Genomic DNA, 16191 nt, shown 5'->3' with positions numbered 1-16191 from the left:
ATCTCGATACCGTCGTGCGCACGTTCGGGAAGCGGCCGGGCTTTCCCGGCCGTCCCATGACCGTGCCATCAAGACAAAGGACCGGCCTTCGCGGCCGGGCGGCCGAAGACCAGATGGAGGATGTCGGCGATCACCGCCCACACCAGGGTGGCGAACACGAGCGCCAGCCAGGCGGGCAGCGTCACCGCCAGTCCCCAGACGCATCCGGCGAACCCGACCAGCCCGACCGCTCCCAGCGCCATGCCCCGGGCGTCCGGGACGGCCGGTCGGGCCCGCTGCTCCTTGGTCTGGATCAGGGTCAGCGCGGCGGCGACGACGGCGGGCACGGCCAGGAAGATGCCGCCCACCACGGGCCCCCACCGGTTCCCGATCAGCCCGGCGACCACGAAGACCGCCGCGCCGACGGCGAACCGCACGGCCAGGCCCCGCACCGACATGGAGGGCAACCGCAGGCGGATGCCCTCCTCCCGGATCATGACGGCACCACCGACACGGCGAGGGGGTGGGCGACGAGCGGGCGGATCCCGTCCATAGGCGTCCTTCGGTCAGGGGGGCCGGAGCAGGGTCACTGCCCACCGACGGCGATCTCATGCCGTGGGCGCGGCGCCGAGGTGATCCTGTCCGGGCCAGATCCGCCACACCTGCACCTCGCCGCCCCGGCAGCACGTCGCGAGCCGCGTCCCGTCGGTGTCGAAGGCGACCCGCGTCGGAAAGGACGGCTGGGTGATCCGCAAGATCTCGGTGACCGTCACGGCATCGCGGAGCACCGTGGCGGCCGTCCGCGCCGCGGTCGCCAGCAATCGGCCGTCGGGACTGAAGACGACGCTGGTCGACCCCTCGCCGAAGGTGTGCAGGGGAGCGCCGGTCGAGACGTCCCAGATCCGGGTGATGCGGTCCCCGGCGGTGGCCAGCGACGTCCCGTCGGGGCTGAAGACGGCCTTGGCGGCGGTGGCGGCGTGGCGCTCGAAGCGGGCGAGCGGGCCGCCGTAGCGGAAGGTCCTCCGCAGGCCGCCGTCGAGGCCGACCATCCGGGTCCGGCCTGTGGTGGTCAGTGCCAGGATGTCTTCTCCGGGGTGGAAGGCGACGTCCAGGACGTCCCTGTACGCCGTGATCGTGGTCAGCCGCGCCGGCCGCAGATCGGCCACGGCTCCCCGCGTGGGGGGCGTCACGACGGGCGTCGGCCGGACCACCGGGCGCGGCGGCGCCTCCGGGCGGAACCGGGCGGCGAGGTGGTCCTGGAACTCGGCGTGCCGGAACTGGTACACGGGGCCGACCACACGCAGCAGCCCGAGCCGGTGGGCGTCGTCGAGGAACTCCATCAGACGGCGCGGCAGCAGACCTCGGCGGGCCAGCCGCGCGGCCGCCACGAGGTACACCGGCCACGCGTGGCGGGTGCCGCCCGTGAACGCGGTCAGCGCGCCCGCCGCCGCCGAGAGGGCCGTGACTGTGACAACCGGCTCCGGCCGGACGATCACGGCGACGACGGCGCCGAACATCGCACCGATGACCGCACCGGCCACGACGCGGGTCACGGTGAGCCGCCGGTCGGCCCTCCACTGCTCCACCGGCGTGCCGGCGGCGTTCTCGTCCAGCCACGCCGTGACGGACCCGGAGACCACGGTGAGGGCCAAGGTCAGCCCGTACAGGAGAAGGAGCGTGAGCGCGTACGGGAAGGCGGCGCCGGACACCAGCGCCAGGACGTGCAGACCCCCGAACAGCGCGCCGAACCCGGCGAGCAGCAGGAGGGCCAGGCCGGCCCGGGACGCCAGCTCGCGGAACAGGTCCGCGGACCGGCCCCGGATCCGGACGTCCGCCGATCCCGGCAGATCCCGTTCCCATGACCAGTGGTCGCCCGCGGGCCCCTCGTGATATTCGACCATGATGATCACCGCCGCTCCCAGCGCCCACCAGAACGGCAGGCCGAGGGCGACCACCCCCACGGCCACCGCCCACAGGACCCCGCTCGCGAGCACCCCGAGATAGCCGAAGGGCCCCGGCGGACGGTGCGTCAGGACGTGCGCACCCAGCCGCCACCAGGCCAGGTCGCGGCTGCCCAGACTCGGCCTGCCCACCCGGCGGTCGGGGTTGGGCGTGTGCTCCAGGAGGAGGGCGAGGTTGCCCAGCCAGCGGGTCATCTGGCCGGAGGTGTATCGGCGGCGGGGACGGAACAGGTCGGTCGCGGGATGCGTCGTCGGAGGGCGGGCGCTGATCGCCGTCGGAATCAGGCGGTCGAACAGATGCGCGCGGAGCTCGTCGCCGCTCGGGAACCGCGCGGTGTCCAGCAGCGTCTCCGGAGACTCCCGGGCGTCGGCGTAGGTGGCGCGCAGCAGCCACAGGCCCAGCGGGCTGGACGCCGTCTCGGCGAGCGGGCGGGGCGGGTCCCGCCGCAGGCGGGCGATGACCTCCCGCCATTCCGATGTGAGGGTCGTGCGGCCGATCACGGCCGAGAGGTAGTCGGCCGCCGCGACCGGGGAGACCGGTTCGGCCTCGATCACCGCGCCGTCGCTGATGGTCTGCCCGGCCCGGACGGCCTCGCCGTACTCGTCCCTGCGGCAGGTGATGATCAACCGGTTCCGCCGCGACAGGGCGGCGTTGAGCCCCGTGAGGATCAGCGGGCGGACGTCGGCGGGGACCTCGTCGAGCCCGTCCAGAACCGGGATGACGTGGGCGTCGGAGAACAGGTTCGCGGCGGTCTCGGGGCCGAAGCCCCGCAGCCAGCCGTACCCCTGGTCGAGGCGGGTGGCGAACCAGCCCACGAAGTCGGGCTGGACCGAGGGGTCCCACCCGGCCGCCGACACCAGCACGGGCACCGGCCCGTCGCGGTCCTCCGCGAGGCTGAGCACGAGCTGGACGGCGAGCGTGGTCTTCCCGGCCCCCGCTCCCCCGAGAATGATCAGCCGCCCCTTCGGGATCCTCCGGTACGACTCCGCCAGCTCGTCGACGCGGTCGGCCGAACCCGACCAGGTCACCTCGCCCGAAACGGTCACCCCGTCAGGCCCGGCGTCGAAGACGGGTTCTTCGACGAGGTTCCAGCGCACGGGCATCGGCTGCGGGTTGTCCAGCGCCAGCACCCTCGACTCGGCCCGCCACTGGCGGCGTACGGCGGCGCGGAGGGACGTGGCCGCCTCTTCGAGGAGGGCCTCCTCCTCGGCGGGCGCCGGGCGCGAGCGTGCCAGCTCGATCCGGATCGACCAGACCACGAGAGCGGCCACCAGGAACGCGGTGAGCGGGCCGAACCACCACGCGTCGACCGCCACGGTGCTGGTCCAGAGATTGCCGACGAGCCCGATCGCCACGGGGATGAGCACCAGCGTGATCGGTGACACCTTCCGGCCCCTGGGAGTCACGACCACATTCTGCGGTGGGGACTATCGGATGAGGAGAGGGTTGACCCGCCATCACCGGTGGCCCGGCGGGCGCCGGGATGGTGAAGTAGGGCGGTGACCACCCTCCGACCGTCGACCCTGGCCTGGGTGCACCGGCACCTGGACGCCGGTGAACGCGTCGTCACGGCGGAGCCCCTGCACGGCGGCATCACCGCCGACATGCGGCGCCTGACCGTCGGCACCCCCCACGGTGACACCCGTCACCTGGTGCTGCGGACCTTCGTCGACGTGGCGGACGCCGAGGAGTGGCTGAACCGGGAGGCGCACGCCCTGACCCTCTGCGCGGGCTCCGGCGTACCGGCCCCGGAACTGGTCGCGGTCGACGCGACCGCCGCGCACTGCGAGCACCCCTCGCTCCTGATGACCCATCTGACGGGCCGGGTGGTCCTCGACGACGCGGGCATCGAGACCCGTGTCCCGCTGCTGGCCCGTCAGCTCGTGGCCATCCACGCACTGCGGCCCGCCGAACGGCCCCGGCACTACGTGACGCTGACGACCGCCGACACGGTCGTGGTCCCGGCGGGCGCCGACGCGGCGGCCTGGGCCGAGGCGATCGACATGATCCGCCGTCCCCCGCCGCCCTTTGACGGGCGGGTCGTGCACCGGGACTTCCAGCCCGGCAACGTCCTGTTCGACGTGCCGCCCCGGATCACCGGCGTCGTCGACTGGGCGGCGACCTCCTGGGGACCGGCGGACCTCGACGTGGCCCACTGCTCCACCAACCTCGCCCTCCTGCACGGACCGGAGTGGGGCCGGAGGTTCGCGGAGGCATATGAAGAGGCCGGCGGCGTGCTGGCCGAGGCCCCGGACGAGCGCCTGTACTGGCAGGTCCGGGACGGCATGGCCTGCTCGGAGGAGGTCGCGGTGGTGTCGCGGCCGTGGCGGGAGGCGGGCCGGACCGACCTGACGACGCGGGTCGTCGAGGAGCGCCTGGACGCCTATGTGACCACCCTGATCGGCGCCCGCGCCTGACCTGATCGTGACAGGATCCGCGTCATGGCCGATGTCACACTTCGTCCCGTCACCGACGACAACCGCGCCGCGGTGACGGCCCTGCGGGTCTCCCCCGTCCAGGAGGAGTACGTGGCGAGCGTCGCCGACTCCTTCGCCGACGCCGAACGGTATCCGCAGGCGATGCCGCGCTACTGGGCGATCTACGCCGGCGAGACGCCGGTCGGCTTCCTCATGATCAGCGACGGCGTCCCGCCGGGCGACCCGTCGATCCTCGGGCCCTACTTCCTGTGGCGGCTGCTCATCGACGCCGACCACCAGGGACGCGGCCACGGCCGGGCCGCCCTGGCCGCGCTGCGCGACTACCTGGGCACCCGTCCCGGCGCCACGGAGCTGCTGACCAGCGTGCACCCCGGGGAGATCGGCTCCCCGATGGGCTTCTACCTGCGGCTGGGCTTCCAGGACACCGGGACCGACCACGAGGGCGAACGCGTGCTGCGGCTGCCGCTCTGAGCCTTCTCACTCGTCCTGCGAGACGACCGAGGTGAACCAGTCGAGGGTCGCCACGATCACGTCGAACACCGCCGGATCGGACAGCCGCGAGTTGGGGATCGACGGATAGAGGTTCAGCTTCGCCACGGGGATGTCCACACCGGGCGCGTCGTTCAGGCGGGCGCGGAGTTCCTCGCGCATCGCCAGGTCGTCGAACGGCGGGCGCTTCAGTAGCGATCCGAACGGGATCTCGAAGGTCTTGGCGTACACGCGGCCGACGACCACGTCGCGGCCGCCCGATCTGCGGGCGAATCCGCAGGAGGCTCCCGCCGAGGTGCCGTGGACCAGACGGCCACCCGTCTTGACCCAGTGGTCGATCACTCGTTGCACCGCCCCGGCCGCCTGAGGGCCACTCGCGTCGTTGAGCTGCGCGAGCAGGTGCGCCGCTCCGCCGGAGGCGGGGTCGAACTCGCCCACGTCGTCGACGATGTCGGCGCCGGGCAGGCCGACGAGTTCGGCTAGTTCGCGGGCGGTCAGGTGCCGGGCGGGATCCGCCTTCCCCGTCGCGTCGAGGGGCACGCCCTCCGCTTCGAGCAACGCGGTGACGTCGCGGGTGTCGTCCGGGTCGGGCCAGCGGAAGCCGTCGGAGACCTGGCCCGACTTGGTGAGGACACGGTGGGCGTTGAGCACGGTCGTACTGCCCAGGTGGACGCCGACGGGGACCGCGTGAGATCCGATGAGTTCGGCCAGATCCGAATACGACGTCCAGGTGCCCGGCGGCAGCGCGGCCAGGGCACTGTGCAGGAGGGTCCAGTCGCGGGAGGCGGCGGAGCCGCGGCCGGTCTTCTCCGGGCCGGGCCAGATGGCGATCGCCCGGTCGGCCAGCAGGTCGGCGCGGGCCCGGATCTCGTGCTCGCCCCAGGTGTCGTGGGCGGCGATCTCCTGGTTCATGGCGAGGCCGCTCTTCCCCAGGGCGGCGCGCTTGACGGCGAACGAGTGGTTGCTCAGTTCGGAGTTGTAGCCGCTCAGGGTGAGGTTGCCGAGGGTGTGGACGAGGCTGCTGTGGAGTGCCTCCGGATCCGGGGTGGCGAGTTCGGCCCGCCATGCCGGGGTCAGGGTCTGCGGGAGGACGTGTTCGATCGTGATGCGGCGGTCGGCGAGGTCGACGCGCTCCTTGCTGCCCAAGGACTCCTCGACACGCCGGAGGACGAGTTTCTGCTGGACCGCGCGGCCCTGCCAGTAGAAGGCCCGGTTCCTGATCTCGGCCCGCAACTGGTCGTCGTCGGCCCAGTAGAGACGCGCGGCCGACAACTCGCGGCGCACCTCTCCCGCCGGGTCGTCGGCGGTGACCGTCGCGGCGAGCCGCTGGAAGATGCGGTTGAGGTTGCTCGTGGACACGGCGGCGATCAGGCGGCGGACGAGGAAGCTCTCGACGTAACTGAGCGCCTCGGCGATATCCGCGTCGTCCACCAGGCCGTCCTCCCGGAACTCCAGCAGGCGCATGACGAGCGGGTAGGTGGTGGTGGCCTGCCACTCGTTGAGGAAACGGAGCCTGTCGGCGATCTCGCCGTCTCCCTGGGGAGTGAGGATCGACCGCAGATGCCGGGCGCGCCGGTGGAGGCCGGCGACGTAGGCCTCGATGCGCGACTCGTCTCTGCCCATGGCCTGCAGGAGCTCCTGATGCCCCCGGTAGACGGCGTTGTACTGGGCGGCGTCACCGCGTTCGAGCACCAGGACCAGGTACATGAGCTGTTCCATGGCCTTGGCGTCGAGGAGGTCCTGGATCGGTTTCCAGTGGTCGTCGTAGACCCGCTGTCCTCGTGTGGGGAGGCACATGAAGACGTAGTTGCGGATCAGGTCGACCTGGCTCAGCCGCATGCCGGTGTTGTTGATCGATTCGAAGATGCGGAAGGCGTTGTCGTCCTTCTCTACCGTGATCAGCACCAGGTTCAGGCGGTCGAGCAGCACCGACTCCACCCGCGCGACGTCGTGCGGGTCGGCCGGGTCGTCGAACTCCTCGATCACGGTCCGGAAGAACTGGTAGGCGTTCCCGACGAGGCTGCCCAGCCTGCCCTCCGGCACCGCGTCGACACAGGCCTTGAACGCGTCCCGGTCGGCCTGCGTGGGCAGCAGACGGTAACGCAGGTCGCCGCGCTGGAACTTGTTGATCAGGTGGAGTTCGTCGATGCGCTCGCGATGACCCGGGTCCTCCGGGACGAGATGGTCGCGGAGGGCGCACAGGGCCAGCATGAGCGTGGTCAGCCGCTGCTGGCCGTCGACCACGATCCATTGGGAACGGTTCGGCGCGAGGTCGGGGCCGGGGGCGAGCACGACGGACCCGAGGAAGTGGCTGGGCGCGTCCACGCGCTGGTCGGCGAGCAGGTCCACCTGCGCGCGGATGTCCGCCCAGAGCCGGCCGAGTTGTTGTCGCTCCCAGGTGTACTGGCGCTGATAGAGCGGCACGAGCAACTGCTGGTCACCCTGGATCAGCCGGCGGAGTGTGATCTCGGTCGCCTTCACGCCACTACTTCGCGGCGGGAACACCTCGCGTTACGTGCGACCCCGCGCCGGAAGACCTTTCGCGTCCGACGGCTGCGATCTTGGATACTCGTCGTCACACGGTCGGACGGAGAAGGGAGGGGCACCATGCGGCGAATGCCCCCGCCCTGTGAGGCTCACGTGTGACGCCGGTCCCGTGAGCCGTCTCGAACCGGTCGGGTTCGAGACGGCTTTCTCTTTTCCGGCGGGTGAGGGCGCTGGTGTGCTCGACGGTTTCATACGCCGTTCCGGGTGGGTTCGATTCCCACACCCGCCACCACGAGTTTTTACACGGTCGTCCGGACGGTCCGGGCGGCGGTGACCATGTTGGTCAGCGCCGCCTCCGTCTCGGGGTAGGCGCGGGTCTTCAGGCCGCAGTCGGGGTTGACCCACAGCCGGTCGGCGGGGACCGCCTGGAGGGCCGTGCGGAGGTTGGCGGCCATCTCCTCGCTGGTGGGCACGCGGGGTGAGTGGATGTCGTACACGCCGGGGCCGATGCCGTTGGCGTAGCCGGCGGCGCGCAGGTAGGGCAGAAGTTCCATGTGGGAGCGGGCGGCCTCGATGCTGGTGACGTCGGCGTCGAGGTCGGCGATGGGGCTGAGGATCTCGCCGAACTCCGCGTAGCACATGTGGGTGTGGATCTGGGTGGTGTCGGCGGCTCCGGAGGTGGCGAGGCGGAACGCGCCGACGGCCCAGGCCAGGTAGGGCTCCCGGTCGGCCTCGCGGAGCGGGAGGAGTTCGCGCAGGGCCGGTTCGTCGACCTGGATGATCCGGATGCCGGCCGCCTCCAGGTCGGCGATCTCGTCGCGGAGGGCGAGGGCGACCTGCCTGGCGGTCGCGGCGAGGGGCTGGTCGTCGCGGACGAACGACCAGGCCAGCATCGTGACCGGGCCGGTGAGCATGCCCTTGACCAGCTTCGGGGTGAGCGACTGGGCGTAGGCGGTCCAGGCGACCGTCATCGGGCGGGGGCGGGTGACGTCTCCGTACAGGATCGGGGGGCGGACGCATCTCGTGCCGTAGGACTGGACCCAGCCCGCTTCGGTGGCGGCGTAGCCGTCGAGCTGTTCGGCGAAGTACTGGACCATGTCGTTGCGTTCGGGTTCGCCGTGGACGAGGACGTCCAGGCCCAGGTCCTCCTGGAGCCTGATCACGCGGGCGATCTCGGCGCGCATGGCCTCGGTGTAGGCGGGCTCGTCGATGCGCCCGGCCCGCAGGTCGGCGCGGGCGGCGCGGATCTCGGGGGTCTGCGGGAAGGAGCCGATCGTCGTGGTGGCGAGGTCGGGCAGGCCGAGTGCCGCCCGCTGGGCGGCGAAGCGGACCTCCCGGTCGGACCGCCGGGCGTCGAACCGGACCGGCTCGCCGGGGGCGGCCTGCGGCGGGGTGACCCTCGCGTGCTCCGACTCCAGGTCGGCGGCCAGGGCGACCAGTTCGGCGACCTTCTGGCGGGCGAAGGCGAGCCGGTTCCGCACGGCCGGGTCGAGGCCCGTCTCGGTGTCGAGGTCGACGGGGACGTGCAGCAGGGAGCAGGAGCTGCTCAGCTCGACCGTGTCGGCGAGACCGAGCAGGATCGGGTACGCCGACCTCGCCCGCGCCGGGTCCGCACGCCAGACGTTGCGGCCGTCGACGACACCGGCGACCACGGTCGTGCGGGGCAGGCCGCCGGCCGAGGCGAGCGCCTCCAGGTTGCCCGGGCCGGCGACGAGGTCGAGCGCGACCGCCTCCACGTCGGTGGCGGCGATCTCCCGCAGCGCCTTCGGCGCGACCGCGCCGAAGTAGGTGGCGAGCAGGATCTTCGGGCGGCTGGCCAGGCCCCCGAGCCGACGGTAGACGCGGCCGAGCGCGCCGGTCTCGCGGGTGTCGAGGTCGCGGGCGAGCACCGGCTCGTCGAGCTGCACCCACTGGCAACCCGCGCCGGCGAGCCGTTCGAGCAGCTCGGCGTAGGTCTCGACGAGGGAGTCGAGCAGGTCGAGCGGGGTGAACCCGTCGGGTGAACCGGGCGCGGCCTTGGCCAGCAGCAGAAAGGTGAGCGGGCCGACGAGCGCCGGTCGGGTCTCGATGCCGAGCCTGCGGGCTTCGAGGTATTCGGCGACCGGTTTGGCGGCCGAGCCGTCGGCCAGCCGGAAGCGGGTGTCGAAGGCCAGCTCCGGCACGATGTAGTGCTAGAACATTCACAAGGGACATATTTCGCCGAGGAGGAGATCATGACCGCTGACCTGGTACCCGTGGCGTCCTACGCCAGGATCTCCGCCGACCTGCGGGGCGACGAACATGGTGTGCAGGATCAGCATCGGATCAACCGCGAGACGGCGAAGCGCCACGGCTGGACGGTCGTCCACGAGTTCACCGACAACGACAAGTCCGCCGCCAAGGCCGACGTCTACCGCGACGAGTTCGAGTCGATGATCAAGGCGTTACGGGCGGGCAGGCTCGCGGACGGCCCGGCGCTACGCGGTGTCGTGGTCGTCGCCAATGACCGCCTGGCCCGGCGTCCTGGCGACTACGAACGCTTCGTCGAGGCGTTCACCTACAACGACGGCTTCGTCTTCGCCGACTCCAAGCAGCGCTCAGACCTCTACAGCGAAGACGTCGAGAGCATGGGCCTGTTCGGCGCGGTCATCTCCAAGATGGAGGTCCGCAAGATGCAGCGCCGGATGCGCGCCTCCCACCAGTCGCGGGCACTCCAGGGGCGGGCGGTCGGCGGCCCCCGGCCATTCGGGTGGAAGGACGACCGCATCACCCTCGACGAGAGCGAAGCGGCGTTGCTGCGGCAGGCCGCGCGGGACTTCGTGACCGGCTCGTCGCTCTACTCCATCGTCATGGACTGGCAGCGCCGGGGCATCCGGACGCCTCGCGGGAACGAGTGGCGCAAGACGACGTTGCGGGCGGCCCTGTCCAAGCCTCGGATGTGCGGCTATCGCATCTTGCGCGGCGAGATCGTCTGCGACGCGTCCGGTTCTCCGGTCGTCGGCGACTGGCAGGCGATCCTGACCCCAGACGAGTGGCTGGCGGTGCGGGACATCATGGACTCGCGCCGTGGACACAGCGTGAAGCGTGGCGGCGCGCTCGGTGCTCCGCTCCCCCGCGACTACCGGGAGCATCGCCACCTGCTGACCGGCATCCTGCGCTGCGGCCGTGTCATCGAGGGCGGCGGCATGTGCAACGCGGTGCTCCGGACCAAGAAGTACGGCAAGGAGAAGCGACTCCAGTACTTCTGCCCCGGCCGAGATGTCGGCGGCTGCGGCGGAGTCGGGCGGCGCGCTGACCTCGTGGACTTCGCGATCTCGGAACTCGTCCTCCAGAAGATGGAGTCCGCTCAGTTCGTCGACGCCGACGACGCGCCGCAGTGGTCCCGCGAACAGGAGCTCTCGGACCTGGAAGAGCAGTTGAAGGAGCTGACTCGGCAGTGGCGGGCTCAGAAGATCTCCAACAACCTGTACTTCGTCCTGGTGCCGGAGCTTGAAGCGGACATCGCCCGGCTGAGGGCCGAGAAGAACTCGGTGCTCGGCATGGCCGAACGCGCCCGGGTGAACCGGGAGATCGACGTCGAGGACATCCGGCGGCGCTGGTACAAGTCGGAGGAAGACGGCGGGCTGCCGTTGTCGCGGAAGCGGGCGCACATCCGAGAGATGCTGCACGCGGTGATCGTGCATCCGGCAGGCCGGGGACGCACGAAATTCAACCCGGATCTGCTCGAACCGGTGTGGGTGGAGTAAGACGTCCTGGACGTCCTCAGCGTCCCTGCCCTGTCGCATGGGTGACAGCTCCCTAACCCGGCGCTCGTCACCAGCCGATATGAGGGACGACCAGGGACGCCGACGGACGCCGAGGGGCACCCACGGACAACTGCGCGAAACGGTCGGTTTCCCGCTCTGACCTGCGTAGATTCGGTGTTTACGTGGTACATCTAAAGATGACAAAAGCCCCCTCCCTCCGACGTAAGCGAGCAACCGGCCGCGACGAAACAGAGCGAACCAAGCCACCGGGTGAAAAGAGAACATAGCCGTTCCGCTGGAGTGACCCGGACCAGCGGTAGGCCATCGGCATCGCTCACCGGTCCACCGTCGCACAGACCCTCCTTGCACTCGGCTCGCTGAAAGCGCCATCCCCGCATCCGCCGTGAGCCGTCTTCGGCATGCGCGCGGGTGCCTCGTCGGACGTGACGGGCGGCTTCCCTACGCAAGAGAGGAGGCCCCTGCTGGTACCCGAGGAACTGGGTCCATACGCCGCGCTTGTCGGGGAGTGGTGCAAGCGCAAGGTCGACGAGTCGCCCCGGTGGTCGGCCGAGAAGTGGCGTCGTATCGCCGCCATTCACGGCATCCGGTACGCCGACGACTCGTCCCCCTCGCGGAGCAGGAAGGACGCGGCATGACCGAGCCGAGCCTTTTCACTCCCGAGATCCTGGCAGCCGCCCAGCGCGCCGCCATGCCGGACTTCACCCGGTGGCGAGAGATGGTGCGCGCGACGGGCGGCTGCGCCCAGCCCATCCGACTGCAAGGTCACCGCATCACCTTCGACTCCGGCTTGGAAGTGCTGGACGTCTACCGGACGCGCGACGAGCCGACCGGGTACCTGCTGACGTCGTGCGGCAACCGTCGCGCGTCGCGGTGCCCGGCCTGCTCGGAGGTCTACCGGGACGACACCTATCACCTGATCCTGTCCGGCCTGCGGGGCGGCAAGGGCGTACCCGAGGATGTGAGCGCCCATCCTCGGGTCTTCGCCACGTTCACCGCTCCCTCGTTCGGGGCCGTTCACTCGTCTCGGCAGAAGGACGGCAAGGTGATGCCGTGCCGACCTCGCCGGGATGGGCCGGTGTGCGAACACGGCAGACCGGAAGCCTGCGGCGTCCGGCATGGTGACGATGACGGGCAGGTGGGCCAGCCCATCTGCGTGGACTGCTACGACTACGCCGGTGCGGTGCTGTGGAACGCGCACGCGGGCGAGTTGTGGCGGCGGTTCACTCAGGCGCTTCCGGCGACCTTCGCCCGGCACCTGGGAGTCTCGCGCGCCGCACTGCGGCGGCAGCTCCGTCTGTCGTACGCCAAGGTGGCCGAGTATCAGGCGCGGGGGCTGGTCCACTTCCATGCGGTGATCCGACTCGACGGACCGGACGGGCCAGCCGGTTCGCCGCCTGGTTGGGCCACCGTGCCCGTGCTCCAAGACGCCATTCGTGAGACGGCGGGATCGGTGATGGTCTCCGCGCCGGGCTTCCTCGGCCGGTGGGGCACCCAGCTCGACGTCGATCCCATCTATGTCGCCGACTCGCTCGATCACCTCGGTGACCTGCGGGTGGCGGGCTACATCGCCAAGTACGCGACCAAGGGGGCCGAGTCGGCGGGCACGGTGGACCGGCCGATCCGTCAGCTCGGCGACGTGGCGCGGTTGAAGGTGACCGAGCACGCGCGGCGCATGATCTACACCTGCTTCGGCCTGGCTACCGATCCGGCCTACGCCGAGGTGCCGTTACGGCATTGGGCGCACATGCTCGGCTACCGGGGCCACTTCTCGACCAAGAGCCGCCACTTCTCGACCACCCTCGGGGCACTACGTCAGGTCCGCGCCGACCACCAGGCGGACAAGGCCCGGGAACGGCGCGGGCTACCCGAACCGGGAGACAAGCAGACGGTCACCGTAGGGCAGTGGCGCTTCGCCGGTGCCGGGCTCCGTCACGGTGAGCATCTGTGGGTGGAGATGATCCGGAATCAGGTCGCCACGGCGCGGCAGATCGAACGCGAGCGAAGACGGAACCAGGCTGACTGATTCGCCGATGGGGAGTGGTGCGGCCGGCGCAATGCGAAGCACCCGAAGGGCCGCGAAGCGGTTGGGCCGGCGGCACCACGGCGATTCCCGAACTGGTGGCGTGCGTGCTACTCGTCGGACTCGTCCCGCTGAGGCGGGCCGCCGGTCTCCGGGTCGGCCACGAAGGTGCCCTTGCCGAGGACGGTGTAGATCTCGCCAGACTCCAGCAGGGCCTTGATGACCTTGCGGGCCGTGCCCCTGGCGACGCCGAACTCCTCGGCCATGCGCGGTTCGCCCGGGATGGGGTGTCCGACCTTGTACTCCCCCGACTTGATGCGGCGGCGTATCTCTGCCAGGACGGCTTCCCACTTGAGCTCGTCGGGCCGGAACTCGATCACTGGACCAGGTTAGGAACGACAGCGTTCCATGTCGTTACCAGGCGTACCCATGGGAACCTATGAGTAGGGCTAGGAAGGAGTAGGAAGGTTGGCGTAGCCTCGACCTACTGCCGTCCCCCAAGAGGAGCACCCATGCGCCCGACCATCGCCATCAGCGACCAGGACGTGGAGCAGCACAGCCGGACCTTGCGTGCCCTCGGTGCGCTGTTGGCGGCGCATGGCCTTCGTGTTCGTCTCGTGCGACGTATCGCGCTGAGGCTTGGGCAAGCCTGGACGGCCCCCGAGGACAGAGGGGTCGAACTCGACGTCTACGGGCGACGCGGGCAGCTTGCGATCGTCACCGTGAGTCTCGGAGACGGCTCGTCGTGGTTTGCGATCAGGCGGCGGCGGGCTGGCTCGGACGTTACACGGGTTCCCGTTGCAGAGCCGCAGTCTGTAGCCGTGCGGCTCGTCGACTGGGCCGCTGACGGTACGCGGTGAAGCGGCTCCGGCGATGGGATCTTTAGACGACTTGATCGGCTGCGTGAGCCCTCACTATGCGGTCGCGCAGAAAGATCACATGCGGCTTGAGTGGTACGCGCCGACTGCGGGGGCTGATCGGGTACGGGCCATGGCGTGGACGTGCGATTGCCGCGCCACCATCTATGAGCTGCTCCATGCGGGTGGGCGGGCCTTCATCCGCAAGACGATCCAGAGCGAGCCGAAACCGAAGATCGCGGAGACGTACCGCTGGCCCGTCAAGGACGCCAAGGCCGTGTGGGATCGGCTGCTTCGCGGCGAAGCACGGTAGATCCTGCGGAGGTTCATAGCGCGCCCGGGATGGCGAGACGGGCCAGCCTTCCCCGCCGCCCCCATAGCTGCCCGCATCAGCGGCCCAACCGAGGGACACAAACAATTGGGCGGCAAAGACTGCGGTCATTGCTGCGGCTATCAGGGCATTTATTCCACAGAATGGTCGATTGCCAAAATTCCAACTTCCTCGCAAATGGAAAAATGGAGCTCCATCGAGATTTCAGAGATTTCCTCTGCGATATCGCGCGTAGCCAGCTCCCGAGGCATAGGGAGCGGGCTTGCCCTAATCTCATCGGACCATTCGGCTACGTGGTGCAGTATGGATCCTGCGATTGCCGAGATTTCCGATTCCTGGCCCCAAGTTCTCTGAAAATCCAATGCCGAGCACAGCGCATAGGCATATCTTTCCGCCCAACTGTTGTCGCGGTCTGCAGGAATAGCGGATGTCTTTAGCTTAGATTTCGCGCTCGCGTGATCGATCTCTGCCTGCACCCAGGCCCCAAAGAGGGTTCGAAACTCCTGATAGGCCGCAATCCGAGTAATTTGGTCATGAGTATTTCCATAATTTGCCGAGAGCAGCGGATTAAGTGCGGCCTTGTATTGCCGCATAGCTTTCCGATCTAATGAATTATATTCACCGTCATATCGTGTATGACATGTGGGACAAAGAGCGATGAGGTTCTTGAATTCATGTCTTTTGACTTTCGCCCACGGGATGATATGTGCAATCTCAACCGGCGTGGCGCGACATGTCGGAATTGCACAACGATGGCCTGCCTCAATAAGGACTCGACGCCGTAGTTCGCGGGGGATTGCCGGTCTCGTGGCCATAAGCGGCAGTATAGCGATTGCTATCAAAACTAGGTAGAGAAGCCATAGCCTTCGAAAAGGGCTGCGTATCGTGTCAACTTTGCCCCGCACCTTGGATCAGGATCGCTCAGCCTGTCCGGGCTCGGCGTTGGGTGCTGGCGGCGCGGGCCGCGACCGGCCGAAGAGCCGCAGCGCGGTCCGCGATCGCCAGCGCGCGGCACGCCGCAGGCGAGGCCGCCTTGATCATGTAGTGAAAATCCTCGCGGCTGCATACCTTCGACTGATCTTGCTGGCATCTCGACGAACGTGACGTGACCCGGGGTGCGGCCAGTGATGCTGGTCAACGGCTCTGCGTCGTTGCTCGGACCGCTGCGACGCTCTGCTCTTCGTCGACTCTCCATGTTGCCTTTGTGCACCAACTACTGGTAGTTGGTGTCGAACCACTTCGTCATCTCCAGCGGCGGCAGGTCCGCGGTGCCGCGTGCCATGGCGAAGTAGCGGTCGAGGCCGGTCAGGGCGCGGTATCGGGCCGGGACGGCGTCGATCATGACGGTGGTGTCGAGCACCTGGTCGTACAGGCTGAAGGTGTTGGACGGGATGGTGTCGAGCCCGGCGTCGCGGAGCTCGGTCCAGACCTCGCGGCGCAACCGCGCCGCGGTCGTCTCCAGTTCGGCGGCGTCGATCACGCCGGCCCAGTGGTTCTCGGTGGCGAACTTGAGTTCCCTCCGCGCGCCGATGCGCGGGTAACCCAGAATCGTCGTCTTCACGGCTGCTTCCCTCGTCTCGCCGACATGCGGCCACGTGAAAGGGGAGACAGCGCACGACGCGCAGGCCCTCCCACGAGGCCGCGGACCACCACGCGCCGAGGTCGGCGCGCGGGCGGAGGCAGGTCTTCGGACTCGTGGGCGTGGTGCTCGTTCCTAGTGGCCGTCGCTTCCCAAGCCCGGAGGGCTCAGTGCTGGTGACGGCGGTCGTTCCCACATACCGCTGCGGGGCAGTCCCGGATTCGCACCGGGTTCCCTCTTACGACGCCCGGCTCTGGCGGAGGCGGGCGAACCATCCACGCCGCCGAGCTTATCCGCCATCGC

12 protein-coding genes, 1 tRNA gene, 1 pseudogene and 1 riboswitch are annotated in these 16191 nt (G+C 69.5%); of the genes and pseudogenes, 7 read left to right on the top strand and 7 right to left on the bottom strand.

The annotated features are described in order from the left end of the window. Nucleotides 1-68: 68 nt before the first annotated feature. Entirely contained in the window at nt 69-476 is a 408-nt protein-coding gene (locus QSK34_RS35085; RefSeq protein ID WP_285590758.1) for a DUF3147 family protein, read from the bottom strand. 111 nt (nt 477-587) lie between these two features. Then, nucleotides 588-3347 carry a hypothetical protein gene (locus QSK34_RS35080; protein WP_285590756.1) on the bottom strand — a complete coding sequence of 920 codons (2760 nt, stop codon included), beginning with the start codon at nt 3345-3347 and terminating at the stop codon, nt 588-590. 93 nt (nt 3348-3440) lie between these two features. Here QSK34_RS35080 and QSK34_RS35075 point away from each other — a divergent pair, with 93 nt between their 5' ends. Together QSK34_RS35075 and QSK34_RS35070 are read left to right on the top strand one after the other, a co-directional pair. Further along, nucleotides 3441-4358, top strand: coding sequence for a phosphotransferase family protein (locus QSK34_RS35075; protein ID WP_285590754.1), 918 nt, complete (start codon nt 3441-3443; stop codon nt 4356-4358). A 24-nt stretch (nt 4359-4382) separates the two neighbouring features. Further along, nucleotides 4383-4850: a GNAT family N-acetyltransferase gene (locus QSK34_RS35070; RefSeq protein ID WP_285590752.1), complete on the top strand. Its 468-nt coding sequence runs from the start codon at nt 4383-4385 to the stop codon at nt 4848-4850. Nucleotides 4851-4856: 6 nt separating this feature from the next. Here QSK34_RS35070 and QSK34_RS35065 read toward each other — a convergent pair whose 3' ends face one another. Next, complete coding sequence (locus QSK34_RS35065; RefSeq protein ID WP_285590750.1) at nt 4857-7349, bottom strand: GmrSD restriction endonuclease domain-containing protein; 2493 nt, start codon at nt 7347-7349, stop codon at nt 4857-4859. Nucleotides 7350-7571: 222 nt separating this feature from the next. Between QSK34_RS35065 and QSK34_RS35060 the strand changes: the two genes are divergently transcribed. Beyond that, nucleotides 7572-7647: transfer RNA gene (locus QSK34_RS35060), tRNA-Met, on the top strand. A 7-nt stretch (nt 7648-7654) separates the two neighbouring features. Here QSK34_RS35060 and metE read toward each other — a convergent pair. Beyond that, complete coding sequence (gene metE / locus QSK34_RS35055) at nt 7655-9517, bottom strand: 5-methyltetrahydropteroyltriglutamate--homocysteine S-methyltransferase (protein ID WP_285590748.1); 1863 nt, start codon at nt 9515-9517, stop codon at nt 7655-7657. A gap of 51 nt (nt 9518-9568) precedes the next feature. On the opposite strand from metE, the gene QSK34_RS35050 reads away from it, so the two are divergent. Together QSK34_RS35050 and QSK34_RS35045 are read left to right on the top strand one after the other, a co-directional pair. Then, nucleotides 9569-11080 carry a recombinase family protein gene (locus tag QSK34_RS35050; protein WP_285590746.1) on the top strand — a complete coding sequence of 504 codons (1512 nt, stop codon included), beginning with the start codon at nt 9569-9571 and terminating at the stop codon, nt 11078-11080. Between the two features lie 652 nt (nt 11081-11732). Next, nucleotides 11733-13124 carry a replication initiator gene (locus QSK34_RS35045; RefSeq protein ID WP_285590745.1) on the top strand — a complete coding sequence of 464 codons (1392 nt, stop codon included), beginning with the start codon at nt 11733-11735 and terminating at the stop codon, nt 13122-13124. Between the two features lie 107 nt (nt 13125-13231). Here QSK34_RS35045 and QSK34_RS35040 read toward each other — a convergent pair whose 3' ends face one another. Beyond that, nucleotides 13232-13501 carry a GntR family transcriptional regulator gene (locus QSK34_RS35040; RefSeq protein ID WP_285590743.1) on the bottom strand — a complete coding sequence of 90 codons (270 nt, stop codon included), beginning with the start codon at nt 13499-13501 and terminating at the stop codon, nt 13232-13234. A gap of 132 nt (nt 13502-13633) precedes the next feature. Between QSK34_RS35040 and QSK34_RS35035 the strand changes: the two genes are divergently transcribed. Continuing rightward, complete coding sequence (locus QSK34_RS35035; protein ID WP_285590740.1) at nt 13634-13981, top strand: hypothetical protein; 348 nt, start codon at nt 13634-13636, stop codon at nt 13979-13981. 43 nt (nt 13982-14024) lie between these two features. Next, on the top strand, nt 14025-14291 hold the full coding sequence (locus tag QSK34_RS35030; protein ID WP_285590739.1) for a hypothetical protein: 267 nt from the start codon (nt 14025-14027) through the stop codon (nt 14289-14291). A gap of 149 nt (nt 14292-14440) precedes the next feature. On the opposite strand, the gene QSK34_RS35025 is transcribed toward QSK34_RS35030, so the two are convergent. Beyond that, the gene (locus QSK34_RS35025; RefSeq protein WP_285590737.1) at nt 14441-15124 is read right to left on the bottom strand and encodes an HNH endonuclease; all 684 of its coding nucleotides are present in this window, start codon (nt 15122-15124) and stop codon (nt 14441-14443) included. A gap of 404 nt (nt 15125-15528) precedes the next feature. Next, nucleotides 15529-15870 (bottom strand): annotated as a pseudogene (locus QSK34_RS35020) (5-methyltetrahydropteroyltriglutamate--homocysteine S-methyltransferase); the annotation flags it as partial. A gap of 116 nt (nt 15871-15986) precedes the next feature. Next, nucleotides 15987-16162: riboswitch (cobalamin riboswitch) on the bottom strand. Between the last annotated feature and the right edge of the window lie 29 nt (nt 16163-16191).

This window comes from Herbidospora sp. NBRC 101105 (genome assembly GCF_030269205.1).
Classification (GTDB): Bacteria; Actinomycetota; Actinomycetes; order Streptosporangiales; family Streptosporangiaceae; genus Herbidospora; species Herbidospora solisilvae.
Note: the sequence above shows the minus strand (reverse complement) of the source record. Positions and strands in the feature narration are given on the sequence as shown.